We start from the raw sequence: 21,017 nt of genomic DNA on the forward strand, positions 1-21,017 counted from the left end.
GCCCTACCAGGCCTCAGCGCAACGGGCAAAAATAAAACGCGGCAAACAAGCAAACCCATGGGGGCAGCAGGGTAAATTTTCATTTTCTTCGCAACCAGCTTCAGCCGAGGTTAATCGGTGGGTGCGGAAGTAAGCTGGCTGGTCGAGAATAGCGTTTGCCGCACGAAACCGCCATCAGGTGATTTTTTGCGAGGCAGCGGGGCTAGTTATTCAAGTGCGACGCTGCGGGTGAGAATCCGGCCGGCGGTGGCCACGCGCAGGGTGTAGACGCCGGGGGCTAGGCCGCTAGTAATTATGGTCTGATCCTCTGTTCCCGACAGGTCCTTGGTCAGCACTGCTTGGCCCAGGGCGTTGAGCAGCGTAGCGTGGCCGGGGCCACTCAGTCGCGGAGCCAGATGTAGACGGCCGCTATTGCTTGGGTTAGGATACACCATGAAGGCGTTGGTGGCCGCCGCCGCCCGGCTCGCTAAAATTGGCCGCACCACCAGCGTGACTACGGAAGAGAAAGCTGGGGCGCAAACCCCTGACGTGACCCGGCGGCGGAAGTACGTCGTAAACGTCAATGGTCCCGGTGCGAAAGTGTCCCCGGAGGCCCCGGCGATGACCGTCCAGGTGCTGCCGTCGGGCGAGGCTTCCCATTGGTAGGCGTAGGTGCCCGTGCCGCCCGTGGCCCCGGTAATGCTGGTAAGTGAGGCCGGGACCGTGCCTGCGAACAGCGTTTGGTCCGCGCCGATGCTCCCGGCCGTTAGGGTCGGCAGCATGATTACCATCACCGTATTAGAAGTGGCCGTGGCAGACGAGCCGGTCCCTGATGTGACCCGGCGGCGGAAGTACGTGGTGGACGCCAACGGCCCCGGTTCGTACATGGCGCCGGCGGCGCCGGGAATGGCCGTCCAGGCGAAGTTGTCGAGCGACGATTCCCATTGGTAAGCATACGTGCCAGTGCCGCCGCTGGCCGCCATCAGGCTGGCAAGCGGGGCCGGGGTTCCGCCGGCGCACACGGTTTGATCGGCTCCGATCGAGCCAGGTGTCACTTGGGCCAGGGTCGTCGTGGCGTGGCCCCCCAGCAGCAGCCCCAGCACCAGGCCAGTGGCTCCGCGGGTTGTTCGATTACCAGTTAGTTTGAGTAGCCCGCGGAACGGAACCAGGACAAAAATGAATAGACCAACGAGTGCTTTTTTAATTCGTAGGATTGCATTCATGGCTGGTGACAAAATTAAGCAATGTATAATCAAAATATTCGCTGGCATGTCACCTAAATAAAGGAAAATGGCCTCCACTGAAGTCCGATAAAACTACCAACAATTACTTGACTATGCTGCTGCTCCAGCGCAGGTACACGGGCACCCCAGTGGTGGAATGCTACACTTATCCGTCGTCATACCCCGCACGGCGACCGGAGTCAGAGCACCGCCAGAAGTCTGAATAAAATTATTTTTCTACTACATTATGTATGTTCTTCCGACTGTAGCAGCGTGCAACGCAGGGAAGCGCAAAAAGCCTTTCTGTTTCCGGCAACCATCGTGGTAGCTTAGCCCTGATTATATCTCAGCCAACGCCTAGAAGTAAGCGACAAAAACCCCGACTCATTTAAGGCCGGGGCTCTTTAATTACGTACGGGTTACCGCTGCAAAGGGCAACGATTGCCGTCCTCCAACGCGCTGGACCTCCAACCCGGCCCGCGTTGTGCGTAGCTTTTCTCAGTTGCCGCTCAGCCGCAGGCCGAAGCTCAGGACCTGGGTGTCCGGCCCGGCGTTGGCTTTGAACAGGTTGTTCATGTTGTACTTGGCAAAGAGCTCCAGGCCGCCGTAGCCAACGGTCCCCTGCAGGCCGTAAAGGAAGTTTTCCATGTTGTAGCCGCCGTCGTCCTTGTCTTTGTAGGTCGTGCCTTCCGACGTGTACTTGAGCTTGGTGTGGGACTTGATGCGGTAGCCCGCGAAGCCGCCGGCCGAGAGGATGAACGTGGGCTTGTAGTGGGCGTCGCGCAGCTTGAGCTGGAGCATCAGGGGCAGGTTGACGGAGGACGTGGCCAGCTTGGTTTTTTTGAACTGGCGGCCGTCGGTTTCGCGCACCACGTCGGTGCGGCCGTTGGCGCTCACCCACTTGTCATTGCCGCTGAGCATGTAGTTATTAAAGGCAAACTCCGGGCCGGCCACCAGGCTGACGGGGCTGCGCTTGCCGCCCAGGCGCGTGTCCCAGTTAAACCCGAGGTTGACGTAGCGCGAGCCCTCGGTGCGCAGGTCCACGGCTTCGGGCTGGCCCGCGGGCGTGAAGTACTGCTTCTGGTTGACCAGCGCGTTCAGGCCCAGGTCAAAAATAAAGTTGGAAGTGGTGCGCGTGCCCTCAATCCGCTTCATGCGCGTGGAGTCGCGCTGGGCCTGGCGCTGCTCCTTGCTCTTGCCCTCGCCCGCGTTGTACGACTTGGAGCCGTCGGCGTCGGTGGTCACCGTCACGCCGAAGGATTTATTGAGCAGCACGTCCACGCGGTTGGCGTTGGCCGTCTTCTTGCGGGTGGTGATGCGAATTTGCTCGGGCAGGTTCTTGCCGGGCTGGTCCTTGTCGGGGTAAAACTGGAGCGTGACCTGGTCGGTGGTGGACTTTTTTGCCGCTGATTCGGCCTGGGCAATGTAGCCGGCCAGGCGCGACGTGAGCGAGTCCAAGTGGTAGTTTTTCATCTGGCGCAGCTGGGCCGCGTCGCGCACCGTCAGGGTGAGGGTGGCTTGGTTGGGCAGGCGCACCACGATGGTGTCCTGGATGGCGGCCCTGCTGCTGGCGCCGGCCGTATGCAGCCCGCCCACCAGCGTCAGGGTCGTCAGCAGAAAAAAAGAGCGAAAAGCGCGTTGCATGATTTCTAAGTAAAATGAGGTTAGAGTTGAATGGATTTGGTGAGGCTGCGGCCGCCCACGGTGGCGCGCAGGGTCACGTTTTCGGGCAGGCCCGTGACTTCGGCCAGGCTAACCCGCTCGCCCCGCACCAGGTGGCCGGCCTGTTGGAGCAGGCGCCCGCCCAGGCGGCGGCGTTCCCCGGGGGCCGCGGCCCTGGCCGCACCGAGGCTCGTGGCGGAGCCAGCCACTGGGTCGTCCCCGGCTCGCACATCCACCGTAATCACCCCACTCACGCTGGCCAGACCCAGAGTGGGCGTAAGCGTGGGCGTGGCCGGGACGATTTCCGCAGCCGCGGCGGGTCGGGGAGCTGCCGCCACCGGCGGGGCTGTTTCGCCGGCTTGCCGCCGCTCGTCAGCTGCGGTGGGCCGGCTCGGCTCGGGAGCGGCGTCGGCCGCGGCGCGGGCCACGAGGGCGAGACGGCCAGTGGCCGCGTCCGGCCGCCGGGTGGTTTCTTGCGCGTAGCGGGGCAACTGCTGGGATGCGGCCACCCGGGCCTTTGGTGCGGTAGATGCGCGGGCGGTGCGGCGGGTTGCCCGGGCGGCATTGTTTTTCTGAATGACAGCCGAAGGTTCCAATGGCGCGTCGCCCAACAAGCTGCCGGCGACCCCCTCCGGCCCGATGAGGCGGGCGGCAGTCCCGCGTTGTGGGAGCGGGGCCGACGAGCGGACCTGCGCGCGGGCGGGGCGGGCGGCGGGCGGCGTGGCCGCGGTGGTGCGGCGCGCGTTGCCCGCCGGGAAGCCCCGCCACAGGCCCGCGCCGCCGGCCACCAGCAGCAGGGCCACGGCGGCGGCCAGGGCCACGGGCCACCACGCGGGCGCCCGGCGCGGGCGGGGCCGCAGGTGCTCGTCTTCGAGGCGCTCCCAAAGCTCCCGGCCGGGGACCGTGGCGTGGCCGTTCAGCTTTTGCTGAAATAGCTGGTCGAGGCGTTCGGCGGCGGGGTCGGGGGTGACCGGCGCTGCTTGCAGCCTGGCCCACAGGGCCTTAGGAGGCGGCGTGGCGTGGCCCTCCAGGTGGTCGCGGAATAAATCGTCGATATTTTCGGGAGGCATGAGGCTAGTGGCTGGCAATGGCAGAGAACTGAATCCGGCGCTGCAGCAGGGCGCGGGCCTTGCTGAGCTGCGACTTGCTGGTGCCTTCGCTGATGCCCAGCAGCTCGGCAATTTCCTGGTGGCCGTAGCCTTCCAGGGCGTAAAGGTTGAACACCGTGCGGTAGCCCGCGGGCAGGCCGGCCAGCAGGGCCAGCAGGTCGTCGGCCTGCAGCTGGGTGTCGGCCGTGGCGGGCGTGGTGGCCAGGTTTTCGGGCTGCAGAAACTCCTCGAAGGAAACCGTCATCATTTCGTGCTGGCGCAGCTGCATCAGGGCCTCGTTCACCATGATGCGGCGCACCCAACCCTCAAAGCTGCCTTCGAACCGAAAGGTGGGCAGGGCCCGAAACACCTTGGCAAACCCCAGCAGCAGGGCTTCTTCGGCGTCTTCGCGGCGCTTGAGGTAGCGGCGGCACACGGTGAGCATCAGCCCGGCCAGCTGGTCGTAAAGCTGGCGCTGGGCCCGGTGCTCGCCGCGTACGCAGGCGGCAATGAGGTCGGTTTCGGTCACGGTAAGGGTGGGCAAAAGGCAGCACGAAAAAAGGGTTCGCGCGAGTAGATGCGGCGGCCGGGGCCGCGGTTGCCCGCAAGCCGTATTTTTTGCGATGAATCCGGGCGGTAATTCAAAAATAGGCCGAGCACTCAGAATAAGCGCCATCCAGACGCTGCCCAACAGCTCACGCCGGCGAGCCGGCGGGGCTCCGTAGCTTGCGCCCCCGAACCCGGCGGGCGGTAGGGCCGACGGCAGTCAGCCAGCCGGGTTTTGGGCCCCACGTTCTCTCTGCCCGCATGGATTTGCTCTCGGTATCAGGCGTCGGCTTCGTGGAAAAAAACGCTGTTGTCCTGCAGGCAATCAGCTTCACCCAGCGGCGCGGCCAAAAGCTGGCGCTGGCCGGCGAGTCGGGGGCCGGCAAGAGCACCTTGTTGCAAGTCATCGCCGGCCTGGTGCAGCCCAGCGCCGGCGAAGTGCGCGTGCTCGGCGGCCGGGTGCGCGGCCCGGCCGAAACCCTCGTGCCCGGCCACCCCGGCGTGGCGTACTTGTCGCAACAGTCGGAGCTGCCGCACGCGCTGCGCGTCGGGCAGGTGCTGCGCTACGCCAACACCCGGCCCGCGTCGGAAGCCCAGGCCTTGTTCGAACTGTGCCGCATCGACCAGTTGCTGCTGCGCCGCACCGACGAGCTTTCCGGCGGCGAGCGGCAGCGGGTGGCTTTGGCGCGGCTGCTGCTCGGCGCGCCCCAATTGCTGCTGCTCGACGAGCCGTTCTCCAACCTCGACCGCGTGCACAAGCGCCAGCTGCAAGCCATTCTGGCCGCGGTGGGGGAGCAACTGGGCATCACCAGCCTGCTGGTGTCGCACGACCCCGCCGACGCGTTGTCCTGGGCTGAGCAAATCCTGGTGCTGCGCCGCGGCCAACTGGTGCAGCAGGGGCCGCCCGAGGACGTGTACCGGCGCCCGGCCAACGAGTACACCGCCGGCTTATTCGGCGATTATAACCTGGTGCGGGGTGCCGACCGGCAGGCCCTGGCGCCCGCGGCCGGCCGAAAAAGTGCCCGCAAAGCCCTGCTGGTGCGGCCCGAAGAATTCCGCCTGGGCCCGGCGGATGGCGGCGGCCAGGATGGCACGGTCCGGGCCGTCCGGTTTTTTGGCGGCTACTACGAGCTGGAGGTTGCGCTGCCGGCAACTACCGTTCGGGTCCGGGCCGAAACCGCCGCGTGGGTGCCGGGCGCCGCCGTGGGCGTCTCCTTAGCGGCGGGCGCCGGCTGGGAAATTCAGGAATCCTAGCGCGTTTTTTCTTTGCGGCCCGGCCGGTCCGGCGTGGGGCAGCGGCTCGGTTCAGTACTGCCCAATCGAGAGCAGCACTAGTGTGCAGGCCTCTTCGGTCTGAATGCCGCGCGCCTGCGCTAGCCGCGCCAGCTCCGGGTTTTCGGTGCCGGGATTGAACAGGATGCGCTTGGGCTGCAGGTCCAGGATGTAATCGTACCAGGCCGGCTGATTCTGCGGCCCCACGTAGAGCGTGACCGTGTCCACGTCTTTTTCCTGGGGCCGGTCGGTGTGGATGGCCAGGCCCGCTACTTCGCCCTTGCGAATGCCCACCGGCACCACTTCGTGGCCGTGGTTTTTGAGCATGTGCGCGGCGCGAAAAGCGTAGCGGGCCGGGTTGTCGGAAGCTCCAAGGACGAGGGTCTTTTTCATGGGGGAGGAAAGTTGCAATGAAAATGCGGGCGTCCGCTGCAAGCGCCTGAACGCGCAAGGCAAAGGATTGGCGGGCACGGAAAGTTCTCTTACGATAAAGCGGCCGACACCGCCTCCGCGCACCGCTCGCCGTCCATGGCCGCCGACACGATGCCCCCGGCGTAGCCCGCGCCCTCGCCGCACGGAAACAGCCCCGTCACCACCGGGTGCTGCAGCGTGTCCTTGTCGCGCGGAATGCGCACGGGCGCCGAGGTGCGGCTTTCCACCCCCACAATTTGCGCGGCGTTGGTGGCGTAGCCGGGAATTTTGCGGCCGAAATCCCGGAAGCCCTGTCGCAACCGCTCGGCCAGGTCCGGCCCCAGCACGTCGTCCAGGCGCACGGGCACGAGGCCGGGCTGGTAGGAAGTTTCGAGCAGGTCGGAAGAAAGCTTGTTCTTCAAAAAATCGCCGAGCAATTGGGCCGGGGCGCGCTGGGTGCCGCCCGCGGCCTGGCAGGCGCGCTGCTCCAGCGCCTGCTGAAAGCGCAGGCCCGCTAGGGGACCGTGCTGCGCCACGTCGAGGTCGGCCAGCTCCACGGCCGCCACGATGCCCGAGTTGGCGTAGTGCGAGTCGCGGCGGCTCGGCGACATGCCGTTCACCACCACTTCGCCCGGGGCCGTGGCCGCCGGCACGATGAAGCCGCCCGGGCACATGCAAAACGAGAACACGCCCCGCTGCTGCCCGCGCACCGCCGTCTGGTGCACGAGCGAGTAGGACGCGGCCGGCAGCAGTCCGCGCTCGGCCCGGCGGTACTGAGCTTGGTCGATGAGGGCCTGGGGGTGCTCCACGCGCACGCCGAGGGCAAAGGGCTTGGCCTCGATGAGCACCCCGCGCCGGTGCAGCAGCTCGTAGATGTCGCGGGCCGAGTGGCCGGTGGCCAGAATCGTGGCCGCTGCTTCCAGCGCTTCGCCGGTGGCCGTCACCACGCCCCGCAGGCGGTTGTTTTCCAGGAGGAGGTCCGTCACGCGGGTGTCAAAACGCACCTCGCCACCCGCGGCGATGATGGCCTCGCGCAGGGCCTGCACCACGGCCGGCAGCTTGTTGGTGCCGATGTGGGGGTGGGCGTCCACCAGAATGTCGGGCGTGGCCCCGTGCTGCACCAAGCGGCGCAGCACCCGGCCCACGTCGCCGCGCTTGGTGGCGCGGGTGTAGAGCTTGCCGTCGGAGTAGGTGCCCGCCCCGCCCTCGCCGAAGCAGTAGTTGGAGTCGGGGTTGACGAACTGCTCCTGGTTGATGGCAGCCAGGTCGCGGCGGCGGGCGCGCACGTCCCGGCCGCGCTCCAGCACCACCGGCTTCATCCCTAATTCCAAGCAGCGCAGCGCCGCAAACAAGCCCGCCGGCCCCGCCCCCACGACGAGCACGCGCAAGCTGCTTTCTTTCACATTTGGATAAGTAAACCACGGACCAAACAAGCCGGCTGGCGGAGCAGAGAAGTACACGTCGGCCCGCAGACGCACCAGGGGTTGCCGGCCCCGGGCATCAATGGAGCGACGAAGCAGGTGCACATAGTCGGCTTGCCCAGGCTGAGTGCCGGCGTGTTGCAACAGTGCTTCGTACCGGGCCAGCTCGTCGAAAGCAGTTTCAGGAGAAAGCAGCGTTTCAATCTCTTTCTTTAACATTTGTGTAAATAAAAGGTAGTTATCCTTTAAGGCTGCGTAATGCAGGCATTTTTGAACTACAAAGTTACGGCGGCTAAGTCGGCGCTTAGATGCCGCGTTTCGTGTCACGAGAACTGCATCGTTCAGCGCTAATCACACAACGAGACGGATAGAGTAACAACCGCTTCGCTAACAGCTTTTTCTATCTTCAACATCCTCTCAGGAAAAGATGCTCTGTATATGTTCTGCCCACGCTTCGTAGTTGTGGGGATGGGCGTGCTGAAACGCTTTGCGCTCAGCTTGGGCTTTGTTCACCAAATCCTTGCTTTGCTCCAGTAAAGCGTAGATTTCGGCTGGCTCGGTTGTGAGCGTTGAAACATTTGGCGCAACTCCCAGCTAAAGGTCCCAATTCGTCTGCAGCTGAAACGCGGCTCTGATGGCAGGAAATGAAGGGACCCGTGCTTCAAACCGCAGTTTTGAGAATCCCATTCCGATGGCCATGTCGACTAGTTTCTTGAGGTTATCGGATTAAAAACGCTAGCTTATTAAAAAAAGCAGACTTACCCGGGAAGGACCAGCCCGCTCACGCCTCCACGCCTTCCCCCAGCACGCTTTCCACCCAGCCCTTGCCCCAGTCGGTCAGTTCCTGGGCCGTCCACAGCGGCGGGTAGAAGATGCGGCGCTGAAACTTGGGCGGCAGGTACTCGCGCCAGTTGGTGCCGCCGGTGGCGGCCACGTCGGTAGGGTTGCGCTGCAGGTAGCGCACGGCCGACTTGAAGTGCATCAGGGGCCAGTTTACGTTCACGCGCACGTCGAGCTGGCGTAGGGCGCGCAGCAGGCGGGGGTGCTGCTGGTCGGGCGCGGGCAGGCGCTGCACCACGGCCCACACGTTGCGGTCGTGATAGGCTTCGGCGTGGCGCACGAGGTCGGCGGTGTATTTGCGCTCGAATTCAATCAAGGTCAGGGCTTTGGCGCCGCTGGCTTCCACGGTGGCGCCGGCCTTCCAGTAGATGCAGCCCAGCAGTTGGTCGTAGTCGTGAGCCGAGGCCTGGCCCAGGGCCTGGCGCTTGGCTTCGTCGGTTAGGTTCTCCAGGCTGGTGCTCGCAATCTCAATCATCCGGTACTGCACGCTCTGAAAGCCCGAGGCCGGCATCAGGGCCATGCGGAAGTCCAGAAATTGCTGCTTGTCCATGCCGTCGACCATCACGTCGAACGAGTCGATAAGGTTGTCGAAGTACCGGTTGATGCGGCCCAGGCGCAGCACCACTTCGCCCAGCGTGGGCTGGGCGAGGTCGCCGATTTGCTCGTACTCGCAGAGGCAAAGCTTGAAGTACAGCTCCGAAATCTGGTGGTACATGATGAAAATGCGCTCGTCGGGCAGGTTGGTGAGCGGGCGCTGCAAAGAGAGGAGGGTATCGAGCCCGATGTAGTCCCAGTAGTTGACGTACTTGGCGTGGTAGAGCCCTTCGAGGTAAGCGGTCAAATCCTGGCCGTCGGGGGCGTACTTTTCCTGCAGCCGGCGCAGCTGGGCCAGTACGGCGGGCGAAAATTCGTCCGGGGTGGGAGGGGGGAGCATGTGGGAAGGAGGGGTGAGGGTAAGCGGAAACCGGCGGGGTGGGGCCACGGCAAATATCGGTAAAATAGCGGGGCAACGGGGGCCGGTTTCGGGACCCCGCCCGCGTTGGCCGCAACTTGGGCGGCCGGGCGGCATCTTTGTCCGAACATCCGGGAGCACCGGGATTCTGGCGCCGGCACTTTCTGCCCGGGCGCTTTCAATCAAGGGTTCTTCCGTCCGTGGTGTGGCGCCCATCCGCTACTTTTAGCCTCCTAACCCCGTTGAAGGCCCCCGCCCATGGCTGAGAAGTCCAGCATTTTTGACATGATAGGGCCCGTGATGATAGGGCCCAGCTCGTCGCACACGGCGGGCGTGGTGCGCATTGCCCGGGCCGCCATTCGCATCCTGGGCGCGTTGCCCACCGAGGCCGTCGTCACGTTCTACAACTCGTTTGCCCGCACCTACGAAGGCCACGGCTCCGACCGCGCCATTGTGGCCGGCCTGCTCGGCTACCTGCCCGACGACCCCCGCATCCGCACGGCCCCGGACCACGCCGCGGCGGCCGGCTTAAGCTACACGTTTCAGAGCGTGGGCAATGCCTCCACCATGCACCCCAACACCATTAAGCTGAATTTGCTGGACGGCGCCACCGGCCACCGGGTGGAAGTGCTGGGCCAGAGCCGGGGCGGGGGCGTCATCCGCATTGTGGAGGTCGACGGCTTTCCGTCTGACTTTTCGGGCGCTCTGCACACGCTTATCATCGACGCGCACGACGTGCCCGGCTCCATTGCCTTCATTGCCTCCGTCATTGCCCACGACCAGTGCAACATCGCCACCATGTTCGTGAGCCGCAAGGGCCGCCACGACGCGGCCCGGCAGTTCATTGAAATGGACAGCCCGATTAAGGAAATAACCCAGGCCTACCTGCGGCAGCTCAGCTGGGTGCAGCGCATCACCTACATTCCCACCCTGGACTGAGGGCCCGCGGGCGTAATAATTGACGCCGCTGACCGATTACGCTACTTCAAAAAGCTCATTTTTCTGCGCGATGAAACGACGGACTATTATTTCTGCCTTCTTCCCCCGCCCGCTGGCGCTGGCCGGGGTGTTGCTGGCGGCGGCTCCCGCCGCCCACGCCCAAACGCCGGTCGCGCCGCCCGCCGCCGCCCTGGGCACCCCCGCCTCGTCCGCGACCGGCCCGTGGACATTGCAGGCGGCCGTGGACTACGCCCTGACCCATAACCTGACCGTGCGGGCCACGGAGCTGACTGCCCAGCAGCAGGAAGCCGCCCAGCGCCTCAACCGGGCGGCCCTGCTGCCCACGGCCGGCCTCACCGGCACCCAGGGCTTCAACTTCGGCACCAACCGCGACCCGTTCACCAACCAGTTCCAGCAGCTGAACGTGCGCTCCAACAACTTTTCGGCCACGGCCCAGGTGACCCTGTTCTCGGGGTTCCAGCTGCGCAACACCGTCAAGCAGGGCCAGCTGGAGGCCCAGGCCGCGCGAATTGATATTGACAAGGCGCGCAACGACTTGTCGCTGGATGTGGCGTCGTCGTTTTTGCAACTGCTGCTGGCCCAGGAGCTGATTCGGGCGTCGGAGGCCCGCCTGAGTACGGTGCGCGAGCAGGTGACGCGCAGCGAAAAGCTGCTGCGGGCCGGGGCCGTGGCCGAGGGCAACGTGCTCGACAGCCGCGCGCAGCTGGCCGGCGAAGAGCGCACCCTGGTGACGGCCCAAAACCAGCGCGACCTGGCCCAGCTGGCCCTGGTGCAGCAGCTCAACCTGGACCCGGCCACCGCCAGCCGCTTCGAGGTGGTGGTGCCCGCCCTGCCCGACCCCACGGCCTTTGCTGCTACGGCCGATGCCATGGACCCCACCGCCACCTTCGAGCTGGCCCGCCAGAGCCTGCCCGAAATCAAGGCGGCCGACCTGCGCGTGCTCAGTGCCCGGCGCAACCTCGACATTGCCCGCGGGGCCTACTACCCGCGCCTGACCCTGGCCGGGGGCGTGCAAACCGGTTTTTCCTCGGTGCGCAGCCAGCAGCAGCGGGTGATTGGCGACCCCATTGCGGTGCCCGTGCTGCAAATCGACCCCGCCGCGCCGGGGGGCTACGCGCCGTCGCCCTACGTGCTGCTGAGCCCGCAGACCACCTTCCAGCAGCTGGACTACAAATTCCTGGACCAATTGTCGGACAACCGCGGCGAGTTCATCCAATTCAGCCTGAACGTGCCCATCCTCAACGGGCTGCAGTCCCGGGTGGGTGTGCAGCGGGCCCAGGTCAACATCCAGCAAACCGAGCTGCAGGCGGAACAAACGCGCTTGCAGCTGCGCCAGACCATCCAGCAGAGCTACGCCGATGCCGTAGCGGCCCAGCGCCGCTTCGCGGCCAGCTCCCGCCAGGTGGAGGCCCTCACGCTGGCTTTCCGCAACGCCGAAATCCGCTTCAACAACGGCCTGCTCAACGGCACGGACTTTAACATTGCCCGCAACAACCTCACGGCCGCAGAGTCGGACATGATTCAGGCCAAGTACGAATTCTTCTTCCGGCGCAAAGTTCTGGACTTCTACCAGGGCAAGCCGCTCACGCTTTAGCTCGGTGTTAGTTGCCCGTTGCCCGTTGTTGGAACAAAGCAACCGTGGCAACGGGCCCCGCCACACCCGGCCAACGGATAACCACCAACTGATAATTGACAACTGTACAACTACATAATGAAAAACAACCGTCTCCTTTTTCTGCTCATTGGTTTGGTGTTGGTGCTGGTGGTGGGCTACGCTGTGGCCAAAAAACAAGGCTGGGTGGGCAAGCCCACCGGCGTCGAGGTGCTGGTGGCCCAGGCCGGACCGGCCAACATCGTGGAGAAAGTCAGCGCCTCGGGCAAGGTGCAGCCCGAAACCGAAGTGAAAATCTCGCCCGATGTATCCGGCGAAATCACCCAGCTGTACGTGCAGGAGGGCGACTCCGTGCGCAAAGGCCAGCTGCTGCTGCGCATCCGCCCCGACAACTACCAGGCCCAGGTGGCGGTGCAGAGCGCCCAGGTGGGCACCCAGCGCGCCAACGTGGGCCAGGCCCAGGCCCGGCTCCAGCAGCTGATAGCCGGCGCCAAGCAGACCGAGCTCACCTACCGCCGCAACGTCTCGCTCTACAAGCAGAAAGTCATTTCGCAGGCCGACTATGAAGCCAGCCAGGCCACCTACAACGCTTCGCAGGAAGAAATCAACAGCGCCCGCCAGGCCATCCGGGCCTCGCAGAGCACCGTGAGCGCCGCCTCGGCTTCGCTGGAGGAAGCCCGCAAAAACCTCAACAAAACCACCATTTACGCGCCCGTGAGCGGCACCGTAAGCAAGCTCAACGTGAAGCGGGGCGAGCGCGTGGTGGGCACCACCCAGATGGCCGGCACCGAAATCATGCGCATCGCCAACCTCAACAACATGGAGGTGCGCGTGAACGTGAACGAGAACGACGTGAACAACGTGAACATCGGCGACTCGGTGGAAGTGGAGGTGGACGCCTACGCCAGCAAGGACGAGAAGTTCCGCGGCCTAGTCACCAACATTGCCAATACCGCCAAGGACGCCCTCACGGCCGAGGCCGTGACCGAGTTTGAGGTGCGCATCCGCATGCTGCCCGCCAGCTACCGCCACCTGCTGCGCACCGTGCGCGGGCAAACCATCGTGCCGTTCCGCCCGGGCATGACGGCCTCGGTCGACATCATTACCGACCGTAAAGCCGGGGCCCTGAGCGTGCCGCTGGCCGCCGTCACCACCCGCTCCGATTCGGCCCGCGTAAAAGCCGGCGAAACGAATGGCCCGCGTCCCGGCGGGGGCCGCGGCAACGGTACGGCTGCCGCCGTGGACCCCAACAACGCGCCCAAGGCGGAAATCCAGGAAGTGGTGTTCGTGATTAAGGACGGCAAGGCTGTGCTGACGCCCGTAAAAACCGGCATCAGCGACTTCCAGAACATTGAAATCCTGAGCGGGGTGCCGGCCGGCGCCCAGGTGGCGAGCGGCCCGTTCCGCGCCGTGGCCAAGACGCTCAAGGACGGCGCCCTGGTGGAAATCAAGGACGCCAAGTCGCTGAACAAAGAAGCGCTGAAGGAGGACGCGGAGCAGTAGCGTCCGCACAAGCAGCCCGTGCGGCGCCGCCGCACGTTTTAGGGGCGCGACGTCCTACCTCGTTCTTAAGTTGTCAGGCGTTGGTCATCAGTTGTCAGTTGTTAGTTCTTTGATGAATATCTGACTGACAACGAACAACGAGCAACTGACAACTCGTTTATACTTCCCATTCCCTCTCCATTTGGAAAAAATAGCCATGCTGGGCGGCGGCTCCTGGGCCACCGCTCTCACCAAAATCCTCAGCGAGAACGGGGCCCGGGTGGACTGGTGGCTGCGCTCGAAGGACGACGTGCAGCACCTGCTGCGGACCCGCCACAACCCGCGCTACCTCTCGGCGGTGCAGTTCGATTTGAACCAGGTGTACCCCACCACCGACCTGGAAGAAGCCATCGAGGAAGCCGACTGGGTGGTGCTGGCCGTGCCCGCGGCCTTCGTGCAGCCCGTGCTGGACAAGCTCGACCGTGGCGCGCTGAAGCACAAGCGGGTGGTGTCGGCCATCAAGGGCATGATTCCGGGCAAAAACCAGCTCGTGACCGATTACGTGGCCGAGCGATTCCGGTTGGGGCGCCAGCAGCTGGGCGTCATTGCCGGACCTTGCCACGCCGAGGAGGTGGCCCTGGAAAAGCAGAGCTACCTCACCATCGGCTCGCCCGACGCCGGGCTGGCCCAGGAGTTCTGCGAGCTGCTGCGCAACCGCTACGTGCGGGCCCACCCGGCCGCCGACCTCGACGGCATCGAGTACTGCGCCGTGATGAAGAACATCATTGCCCTCACCGGCGGCATTGCCCACGGCGTGGGCTACGGCGACAATTTTCTGGCCGTGCTGGTGAGCAATGCCGTGCAGGAAATCCGCCGCTTCCTGCAGGTCATCAACCCCCAGCCACGCGACCTTTCCGCCTCGGCCTACCTCGGCGATTTGCTCGTGACAGCGTACTCGCAGTTCTCGCGCAACCGCACGTTCGGCGGCATGGTGGGCCGCGGCTACTCCGTGAAATCGGCCCAGTTGGAAATGAACATGGTGGCCGAGGGCTACTACGCCGTGAAGTCCATCCACGAGCTGAACAAGAAGCTCAAAGTGGCGATGCCCATCACCGAGGCGGCCTACAATATTTTGTACGAGCGAATTTCGCCGGCCGTGGAAATGGAGTTACTGAAAGAGAAGCTGCGCTGATGCACAAAGGCACTCACCTGCTACTGGCCGCAGTGGGGCTAACCGCCTCCGCCATCATCCTGTGGGGATGGTGCGCTACAACTCGGCAACAATTTGAGTGAATCAAGAGTGGCTGGCAACCTATCGGGCGCAGCGTCGCGCGACTTCTTCCTCGGTGGAACACGGGAAAGCACAAGTTAAAAATCCACGATGATGTCACGCCCATGAACTGGCTGCCCCTCGCCCTGCTTACGGCCCTGTGCCTGGCTTTCTACAACTTCTTCATCAAGCTGGCCGCCAACCACGTGCCGCCGGCCGTGGGCGCGGTGGTGCTGCAATTGGTAGCCGCCGCCCTGGGCGCCGCGTGGCTGGTGAAACTGAGGCTGCAGGGGCAGCCGCTGGCCGTGTCCGGCAAAGGGCTGGGCTTGGCAGCCCTGGCCGGACTGGGCGTGGGCCTGGCCGAAATCCTGACGTTCGTGGTGTTTCAGCGCGGGGTAAGCTCTTCCGTGGGCACGCCCGTGATTGTGGGCGGCTCGGTGCTGCTCACGGCGGTGCTGGGGCTGGTGGTGCTGCGCGAGGCGCTGAGCGTGGCCCAGGCCGGGGGCCTGGTGCTCGTCGTGGTGGGCATCGCCTTGCTGGCGCGTGGGCAGTAGGGCGGGGCTAGTGCCGCCAAGGCGCCGTCTCTAATGGAAAGCCCGGGGGAACGGTGTAAATCTCCACATTTTCGTCGTGGTAGGCCGGCGCAAACGTGAACCGGGGCTGGAAAAAACCGCGCTTGTTGGGAAAGGCCACCACGTAGTCGTAGCGCCGGCCGGGCCGTTGCTCGTTGTCGATACGCCACGGCCGTTGACGCGCCTGGGTGTGGGCGTAAAACCGAAAAAACAGGTTGTGGGTGGGTTCGGGAACGAGCACGGGCCCGGGCGGGCGGGCCGCCAGCCACAGCAGGCCGGCGCGGTAGGAAGCATTGGTGCTTCGGGCCGTGGGGTTGACACGGACCACCGTGAACGTTTGGTAGAGGGCAAACAGCCCGGCCAGTGTGGTCAGCGCCCGGCGTGGCCACCGGTGGGTGGGCGCCGGCCAGCGCCACATCACCCAGTCCACCACCATGCCGACGAGGACAAAAAAGAAAAAAGCTTTGTACAACAGCACCCGCTCGGGGGGGAAAACCCGCTGCACAAACAGGGCCGCGTACGGCAAGCCCACGAACCACAGCGCCGGCAGGCCCACGGTCCGCAGCCGCTGCGCCTGGGGCGCGGGCAGCCTCCCGGCCCGGGCCAGGTAAAACAAGTACCCCACCAGCGGCAGCACCGTTAGCGTGACCAAGGCGCCCACGCTGCGCTGCCCGGCCAGAAACCCTTCGTTGTGCCACAGATAAACCGGCAGGTTGGGCCAAAAAACGGCCGGGGCCAGGGTTTCTACGTAGCCGTTGCGGGCGAAGATGCGCAGGCCCGAAACCAGCAGGAGCGGGGCGTAGAGAAGGGCGGTGGCCCATCCAATGAGCACCGCCACGCCGACCAGCCGCCGCAGCCGCGGCCACTGGGCCCGGGGCAAAAACGCCAGCCCCAACCACGAAAACGCGGAAGCCAGCACGTAGACAAACGTGGGAATGGTGTAGCACCCCAGCACCCCGGCCACGGCCAGCCCCGCCCACGCGGCCCGGCGCCGCCCCCGGGCCGCCAGCAGCTCCATCATGCTGAAAAAGACGATTCCCGCCAAGCCTATCAGCAACCAGTACCCGCGGCCCACCCCGGCGTGGTACAGGCTCAGTTGCAACAGGCTGAATAACCCGGTGCCAACCAGGGCAATCAGGTAGCTGGTGCGCCGAAGCGTGGCTGCAAACAAGAAAATCGTGGCCACCGTGCTAATTATCAGCACCGGCAGCCGCATGCTCCACCAGAAAGCGGGACTGATTTGGTAGAACAGGAGGCTGATTGCGTTCGAAAGGACGTGATTGTTGGGGATGGGGTAGTAAGCGCTGGTGACTAACAGCCCCTTGCTCACGAACACCTCATAGGAAACGGCATCGTCGTATTCTGGATTGAAGAGGCTGAAGTACAGCCGCAGGGCCGTCAGCCCGGCCAGCAGCCACGCGGCCCGGCGGCGTTGGGTGGGCGCAAGACTCCAAACACCGTCAACCAGTCCGCGCCCAATCTGCCGCAGCTCGGCGCGCAGGGCACCCAGTTCCGTTGTGGCCTCGGCGGAAACCCCCACCAACGCAGTTCCCATCCCGAACAGCAAGCTTATCCCTGCCAGTGAATTGCGGGTGTTGGCGAAGGCGGCCGCTGAAAAATGCTGAACTCGCCACGGATAAAACGGGAAAATCTGGTCGAAGGCCCTGGCCTCGGCCCAGGTTGCCGAACTGAGCGTCAAAGCCGCGTAGCCTGCGCACAGGGCCAGCAAGGCGAAGCTCAGCAACCAGAAAAAACGCGGAGGGGGGCTATGCATTACCCCGTTCTTCGGGCAGCGCGCCCAGCCGTTCCAGCTCCTCCCACACGCGGTGCGTCGGCAGGCCCATCACGGTGAAGTACGAGCCTTCGAGCCGGGTGATGCCGACCATGCCCAGCCAGTCCTGCGCGCCGTAAGCGCCGGCTTTGTCGAAGGGTCGGGCGGTGGCAATGTAGTGGCTGATTTCGGCAGGGCGCAAAGCGCGGAAATGCACCGTGGCCCGGTCGGAAAACACCACCTGGCGGCCGTCGCCGCAGCGCAGGCACACGCCCGTGAACACGTCGTGGGCGCGGCCCTGCAGGCGGGTGAGCATGGCGGTGGCCTCGGCCGCGTCGGCGGGCTTGTTGAGCACGTCGTCGCCCAGGCACACGATGGTGTCGGCCGTGAGCACCACTTCGTCGGGGGCCAGGCCGGCCACGTAGGCGGCGGCTTTGCGCTCGGCCAGGTACTCGGCCACTTCGGCCCGCCGCAGATGGGCGGGAAACGCTTCGTCCACTTCCAGCAGCCGGATTTCGTAGTCCAGCCCCAGGTCGGTAAGGAGCTGGCGGCGGCGGGGCGAGTTCGAGGCTAAAACGATTTTCACAATGCGGGGGCTTGGAAATAGTCGGCAAACAGGTTGCCCGCTTCGTCGTCGGCAATGCTGCTGAAGAGGAACCCGCCGATGGTTTTGGGATAGAAAAACGTGGACTTGGGCGGCATCACGGCCCCGGAATGGCACACGGCCGCCACTTCGGCCATGCTCACCTCGTTCACGATGAAAGCGGCCCGGGCCTCGCCCCGGTCCACGCGCTGCAGGCACTCGGCGAAGTTGCGCACGTAGGCCACCCCCGGCCAGGCCCGCTGGGCATCGGGCCCGACGACGCCCAGCAGCTTCTCCAGCACAAAAAAGTGCAGCACGGTCAAGTCGAGGGCTTTTACTTCTTCGGTGGTTTCCCAGTTCAGTTGCCCGTGCACCTCGGGCCGGAGCCGGAGCTTGTAGGCCATGCCGTCCAGGTAGAGCCCAAACGCCCACTTTTTGCCCGCAATTATCTCCGGCAGGTCGTTGGCGTCGTCCTTGGGCACCACGGTGAAGTAGGCTGCCAGGCGCGCCAGCAGCTCCGCGTCGTCCAAGTTGCCGGGCATTTCCAGCAGCAGGCGGTGCGTGGGCAGGATGCGCAGGTCGTCGGCCGCCGCGTTGGTCAGGTACATGAGGTGGTAGTTCCAGAGCTCGCGGCCGGTGGCGGCGGGGTGGGCCGCCCGCCGGGCGTGCCGGTTGGCCAGGGAGCCTTCGTAGCGGTGGTGGCCGTCGGCCAAAATCACCTGCCGCCCCGCCAGCCCCGCCTGAAAGCGTCGAATGATGGCCGCGTCCTGAATCACGGCCAGCACGTCGCGGGCGCCCTGGTAGTCCTCCTCCGTTTCGCAGAGCGGGGCGCGCATGGCCTCGTCCAGGTAGGTTTCCAGCTCAAACCCTTCGTCGCGGTACAGCCCGTGGGTGGCGCTGGTCTGAAACTGGGTGCGGGCCAGCAGCTCGGCCCGGTCGCTCACCGACGCTGGCAGGGTGTTCTCGTGGCGCAGCACCACGTCCTCGGCCCAGTCGTAGGCCCGAATGTGGCACATGAAGCCTTTGCGGCAGTACTCGCGGGCGCTGCCCGGCAGCCGAAAATACTGGTAGTAGGCGTAGATGCCGGGCAGCTCGTCCTGGCGCAGCACCCCGCTGGTTTGCCACTCGCGCAGGCGCGCGGCGGCGGCGGCGGCCGGGTCGTCGGCGCGCGGCACGGACAGATGAATGGAATTCAGCGGGTTGCGGTACAGGGCCTCGCGCTGTTTGGCCGACACCACGTCGAAGAGCGGCGAAACGTAGGTGTCAATGTCGGCGCTGAGGGCCGAGTTATAGCGCCAGCCGCGCAAGGGTTGAATTTCAGCCAAGATTTCTCGGGTAACCAGTGGAGTAACATCACGGCGCGAGCCGGCTCCGGCGCCAGCCGCCGCCTTCCAGCTCGTACACGATGCGGTCGTGCAGGCGGCTGGGGCGCCCCTGCCAGAATTCCAGGCGGTGGGGCCGCAGCACGTAGCCGCCCCAGTGCGGCGGCCGGGGCAGCGGGTCTTGCGCCCCAAACCGGTCGGCTACGTCGGCTTCGCGGGCTTCCAGCTCTTCGCGGCTGCCGATAACCTGGCTTTGGGGCGAGGCCCAGGCGCCCACCTGGCTGCTGCGCGGCCGGCTCTGGAAATACGCCGTCGACAAGGCTTCGGGGGCTTTTTCAACCCGGCCCTCCGCGCGAACCTGCCGCTCCAGCCCCGGCCAGAAAAAGCTGACGGCGGCCAGCGGTTGCCCCGCCAGCTCCTGGCCCTTGCGCGAATCGTAGTTGGTGTAAAACAGGAACCCGGCATCGTCGGGCAAGCCTTTGAGTAGCACCACGCGCGCCGAGGGCTGGCCCGAAGCGGCCACCGTGCTCAGCGTGAAGGCCGTGGGTTCGTCGAGCTGGGCCGCAATGGCCTCGTCCAGCCACGCCCGAAACTGCTGCATGGCGTTGGGCAGCACGTCGGCTTCGGCCAGCGTGCGCTGGGCGTACGTTTTGCGTAAATCAGCGAGGTGAGCGTCGGTCATGCTGTTTCTCAAGGGTAAATAACGGGCCTGGCATCCGGGCGCCGGGGTTCAGGCACGTGGCATCGGGCCGCGCGGAACATTTTTGCGCAAGCGGCAGTCTTAACTACTCCGCTCGGGCAAGCAAAACGGCTTTGCGGCCGCAAGATACCAACATTTCAAGTCCAACGCGCTTGTCAAAACGCCAGCCCCGGCCGGGCCAATGCCCAGTCCGAACGGTTTGCACCTTCCACACTGCCTTCTCATGCGTCCGGGTACCCTGCTCATTTCCCAGCCGTTTCTCAACGACCCTAACTTTGAGCGCAGCGTCGTGCTGCTCTGCCGCGACGAGCCCGACGACGGCACGTTCGGCCTGGTGCTGAACCGGGCCACCACGCTCACCTTGGGCGACGTGCTGGACTTGCCGCCGCGAATGGCCGCAGCCGCGGTCCTGCCGTTGTTCGTGGGCGGCCCCGTCGAGCCCAACACGTTGCATTGGCTGCACCGCCGGCCCGACCTGCTGGGCGCCACCGATTTGGGTCAGGAAGTATACTGGGGCGGTGATTTTGAAGTGCTGCTGGGCTTTCTGAGCACGGGCGCGGTAGCGGCGGCCGACGTGCGCCTGTTTGCGGGGTATTCGGGCTGGTCGGCGGGCCAATTGGCCGGCGAAATGCAGGGGCAGAGTTGGATACGTCACCCCGCAAGCGCCGGGAAAGTGTTTACTTTGGCATCTGATGCCTTCTGGCGGGATATTTTGCGGGAGAAAGGCGGACGGTTCAAAGTGCTGGCTAACTACCCGGTTGACCCCCGTTTGAACTGATGCGGCCGTTGGGCCGTCGACTTGTTTTATTCCTTTCCTTTTTTGCCCCCTCTTCTGGCCTCTTTGCGGAGGCTGGCTTTTTCGAAGTTTTATGGCTGCTGAAGAAAACCCCACTGCTCCGCTTGCCGGGGCCCCCGACCCGGCCGCCGACGACCGGATGACCATCCTGCAACGCCGTCTCGCCGAAATCCAGGGCCAGGCGGCGGCCGCTCCAGCCGAACCGGCCCCGGCCGCGGCTCCCGTGGAGCTGCCCGCCCAGGGCACGCCCGAATTGCCCGCCGACCAGCCCGCCGGCGCGGGCACGGCCGAAGCCCCCGCCGCGCCCAACGCGCCCGACACGGGCTCGCCCGAAGCGGCCGCGGCCAGCGAAACGGCCCAGCACGTGCCCGACGCGGTGACCGTGGACGGCCACGACATGTCGGCGCCCCAGGCCCGCGCCCTTGCGCACTACGGCGAGGAAATGATGCCTCACGCCCCGGAAGCCGCAACCCCGGAAGCCGCAACCCCGGAAGCCGCAACCCCGGAAGCCGCAACCCCGGAAGCCGCAACCCCGGAAGCCGCAACCCCGGAAGC

At 65.2% G+C, this 21,017-nt stretch carries 19 protein-coding genes; 8 read left to right on the forward strand and 11 right to left on the reverse strand.

Annotated features, from left to right (window positions below; translation table 11 throughout):
- Positions 1–206: 206 nt before the first annotated feature.
- The 4 genes from RMO51_RS20515 to RMO51_RS20530 form a co-directional block, all read right to left on the reverse strand.
- Positions 207–1,082, reverse strand: a complete 876-nt coding sequence (locus tag RMO51_RS20515) for a T9SS type A sorting domain-containing protein (RefSeq protein ID WP_310397846.1) — start codon at positions 1,080–1,082, stop codon at positions 207–209.
- A gap of 618 nt (positions 1,083–1,700) precedes the next feature.
- Positions 1,701–2,846 (reverse strand): outer membrane beta-barrel protein, encoded by a 1,146-nt coding sequence (locus tag RMO51_RS20520; protein ID WP_310397847.1) that lies wholly within the window; start codon positions 2,844–2,846, stop codon positions 1,701–1,703.
- 20 nt (positions 2,847–2,866) lie between these two features.
- Complete coding sequence (locus RMO51_RS20525; protein WP_310397848.1) at positions 2,867–3,934, reverse strand: hypothetical protein; 1,068 nt, start codon at positions 3,932–3,934, stop codon at positions 2,867–2,869.
- 4 nt (positions 3,935–3,938) lie between these two features.
- Positions 3,939–4,496 carry a sigma-70 family RNA polymerase sigma factor gene (locus RMO51_RS20530; RefSeq protein ID WP_310397849.1) on the reverse strand — a complete coding sequence of 186 codons (558 nt, stop codon included), beginning with the start codon at positions 4,494–4,496 and terminating at the stop codon, positions 3,939–3,941.
- Between the two features lie 263 nt (positions 4,497–4,759).
- Here RMO51_RS20530 and RMO51_RS20535 point away from each other — a divergent pair, with 263 nt between their 5' ends.
- The gene (locus RMO51_RS20535) at positions 4,760–5,752 is read left to right on the forward strand and encodes an ABC transporter ATP-binding protein (RefSeq protein ID WP_310397850.1); all 993 of its coding nucleotides are present in this window, start codon (positions 4,760–4,762) and stop codon (positions 5,750–5,752) included.
- 51 nt (positions 5,753–5,803) lie between these two features.
- Here the strand turns inward: RMO51_RS20535 and RMO51_RS20540 are convergent, their stop codons facing one another.
- From RMO51_RS20540 to RMO51_RS20550, 3 genes are all read right to left on the reverse strand, one after another.
- Entirely contained in the window at positions 5,804–6,163 is a 360-nt protein-coding gene (locus RMO51_RS20540) for a CoA-binding protein (RefSeq protein ID WP_310397851.1), read from the reverse strand.
- Positions 6,164–6,252: 89 nt separating this feature from the next.
- Entirely contained in the window at positions 6,253–7,821 is a 1,569-nt protein-coding gene (locus RMO51_RS20545) for an FAD-dependent oxidoreductase (RefSeq protein ID WP_310397852.1), read from the reverse strand.
- 562 nt (positions 7,822–8,383) lie between these two features.
- Positions 8,384–9,376, reverse strand: a complete 993-nt coding sequence (locus RMO51_RS20550; RefSeq protein ID WP_310397853.1) for a tryptophan 2,3-dioxygenase family protein — start codon at positions 9,374–9,376, stop codon at positions 8,384–8,386.
- A 276-nt stretch (positions 9,377–9,652) separates the two neighbouring features.
- Here RMO51_RS20550 and sdaAB point away from each other — a divergent pair, with 276 nt between their 5' ends.
- The 5 genes from sdaAB (at position 9,653) to RMO51_RS20575 (ending at position 15,272) form a co-directional block, all read left to right on the forward strand.
- On the forward strand, positions 9,653–10,333 hold the full coding sequence (sdaAB, locus tag RMO51_RS20555) for an L-serine ammonia-lyase, iron-sulfur-dependent subunit beta (RefSeq protein WP_310397854.1): 681 nt from the start codon (positions 9,653–9,655) through the stop codon (positions 10,331–10,333).
- 70 nt (positions 10,334–10,403) lie between these two features.
- On the forward strand, positions 10,404–11,948 hold the full coding sequence (locus RMO51_RS20560; RefSeq protein WP_310397855.1) for a TolC family protein: 1,545 nt from the start codon (positions 10,404–10,406) through the stop codon (positions 11,946–11,948).
- Positions 11,949–12,065: 117 nt separating this feature from the next.
- A complete protein-coding gene (locus tag RMO51_RS20565; protein ID WP_310397856.1) occupies positions 12,066–13,469 on the forward strand; it encodes an efflux RND transporter periplasmic adaptor subunit in 1,404 nt (467 codons plus the stop codon).
- 181 nt (positions 13,470–13,650) lie between these two features.
- Positions 13,651–14,640 (forward strand): NAD(P)H-dependent glycerol-3-phosphate dehydrogenase, encoded by a 990-nt coding sequence (locus RMO51_RS20570; RefSeq protein WP_310397857.1) that lies wholly within the window; start codon positions 13,651–13,653, stop codon positions 14,638–14,640.
- A gap of 203 nt (positions 14,641–14,843) precedes the next feature.
- Positions 14,844–15,272 carry an EamA family transporter gene (locus RMO51_RS20575; RefSeq protein ID WP_310397858.1) on the forward strand — a complete coding sequence of 143 codons (429 nt, stop codon included), beginning with the start codon at positions 14,844–14,846 and terminating at the stop codon, positions 15,270–15,272.
- Between the two features lie 7 nt (positions 15,273–15,279).
- Here the strand turns inward: RMO51_RS20575 and RMO51_RS20580 are convergent, their stop codons facing one another.
- The 4 genes from RMO51_RS20580 to pdxH all read right to left on the reverse strand — a co-directional run bounded on the left by RMO51_RS20580 (position 15,280) and on the right by pdxH (position 19,648).
- Positions 15,280–16,845, reverse strand: a complete 1,566-nt coding sequence (locus tag RMO51_RS20580; protein WP_310397860.1) for a hypothetical protein — start codon at positions 16,843–16,845, stop codon at positions 15,280–15,282.
- 211 nt (positions 16,846–17,056) lie between these two features.
- A complete protein-coding gene (locus RMO51_RS20585) occupies positions 17,057–17,647 on the reverse strand; it encodes a Maf family nucleotide pyrophosphatase (RefSeq protein ID WP_310397861.1) in 591 nt (196 codons plus the stop codon).
- Positions 17,644–18,969: a DUF1015 domain-containing protein gene (locus RMO51_RS20590; RefSeq protein WP_310397862.1), complete on the reverse strand. Its 1,326-nt coding sequence runs from the start codon at positions 18,967–18,969 to the stop codon at positions 17,644–17,646. Before RMO51_RS20590 ends, RMO51_RS20585 begins: the two co-directional genes overlap by 4 nt.
- A 28-nt stretch (positions 18,970–18,997) precedes the next feature.
- Positions 18,998–19,648, reverse strand: coding sequence for a pyridoxamine 5'-phosphate oxidase (pdxH, locus tag RMO51_RS20595; protein WP_310397863.1), 651 nt, complete (start codon positions 19,646–19,648; stop codon positions 18,998–19,000).
- 241 nt (positions 19,649–19,889) lie between these two features.
- On the opposite strand from pdxH, the gene RMO51_RS20600 reads away from it, so the two are divergent.
- Both RMO51_RS20600 and RMO51_RS22635 read left to right on the forward strand, forming a co-directional pair.
- Positions 19,890–20,444, forward strand: a complete 555-nt coding sequence (locus RMO51_RS20600) for a YqgE/AlgH family protein (protein ID WP_310397864.1) — start codon at positions 19,890–19,892, stop codon at positions 20,442–20,444.
- Positions 20,445–20,714: 270 nt separating this feature from the next.
- The coding region (locus RMO51_RS22635; protein ID WP_409025058.1) for a hypothetical protein at positions 20,715–21,017 on the forward strand (303 nt) is incomplete at its 3' end.

The sequence above is a fragment of the Hymenobacter sp. genome (genome assembly GCF_031398885.1).
Lineage (GTDB): Bacteria > Bacteroidota > Bacteroidia > Cytophagales > Hymenobacteraceae > Hymenobacter.

Excerpts from the sequence above, each read along its gene's own strand:
- RMO51_RS20520 (WP_310397847.1), bottom strand. The coding sequence starts at position 2,846 with ATGCAACGCGCTTTTCGCTCTTTTTTTCTGCTGACGACCCTGACGCTG.
- RMO51_RS20525 (WP_310397848.1), bottom strand. The coding sequence starts at position 3,934 with ATGCCTCCCGAAAATATCGACGATTTATTCCGCGACCACCTGGAGGGC.
- RMO51_RS20535 (WP_310397850.1), top strand. The coding sequence starts at position 4,760 with ATGGATTTGCTCTCGGTATCAGGCGTCGGCTTCGTGGAAAAAAACGCT.
- RMO51_RS20540 (WP_310397851.1), bottom strand. The coding sequence starts at position 6,163 with ATGAAAAAGACCCTCGTCCTTGGAGCTTCCGACAACCCGGCCCGCTAC.
- RMO51_RS20545 (WP_310397852.1), bottom strand. The coding sequence starts at position 7,821 with ATGTTAAAGAAAGAGATTGAAACGCTGCTTTCTCCTGAAACTGCTTTC.
- RMO51_RS20550 (WP_310397853.1), bottom strand. The coding sequence starts at position 9,376 with ATGCTCCCCCCTCCCACCCCGGACGAATTTTCGCCCGCCGTACTGGCC.
- sdaAB (WP_310397854.1), top strand. The coding sequence starts at position 9,653 with ATGGCTGAGAAGTCCAGCATTTTTGACATGATAGGGCCCGTGATGATA.
- RMO51_RS20560 (WP_310397855.1), top strand. The coding sequence starts at position 10,404 with ATGAAACGACGGACTATTATTTCTGCCTTCTTCCCCCGCCCGCTGGCG.
- RMO51_RS20565 (WP_310397856.1), top strand. The coding sequence starts at position 12,066 with ATGAAAAACAACCGTCTCCTTTTTCTGCTCATTGGTTTGGTGTTGGTG.
- RMO51_RS20575 (WP_310397858.1), top strand. The coding sequence starts at position 14,844 with ATGAACTGGCTGCCCCTCGCCCTGCTTACGGCCCTGTGCCTGGCTTTC.
- RMO51_RS20580 (WP_310397860.1), bottom strand. The coding sequence starts at position 16,845 with ATGGGAACTGCGTTGGTGGGGGTTTCCGCCGAGGCCACAACGGAACTG.
- pdxH (WP_310397863.1), bottom strand. The coding sequence starts at position 19,648 with ATGACCGACGCTCACCTCGCTGATTTACGCAAAACGTACGCCCAGCGC.
- RMO51_RS20600 (WP_310397864.1), top strand. The coding sequence starts at position 19,890 with ATGCGTCCGGGTACCCTGCTCATTTCCCAGCCGTTTCTCAACGACCCT.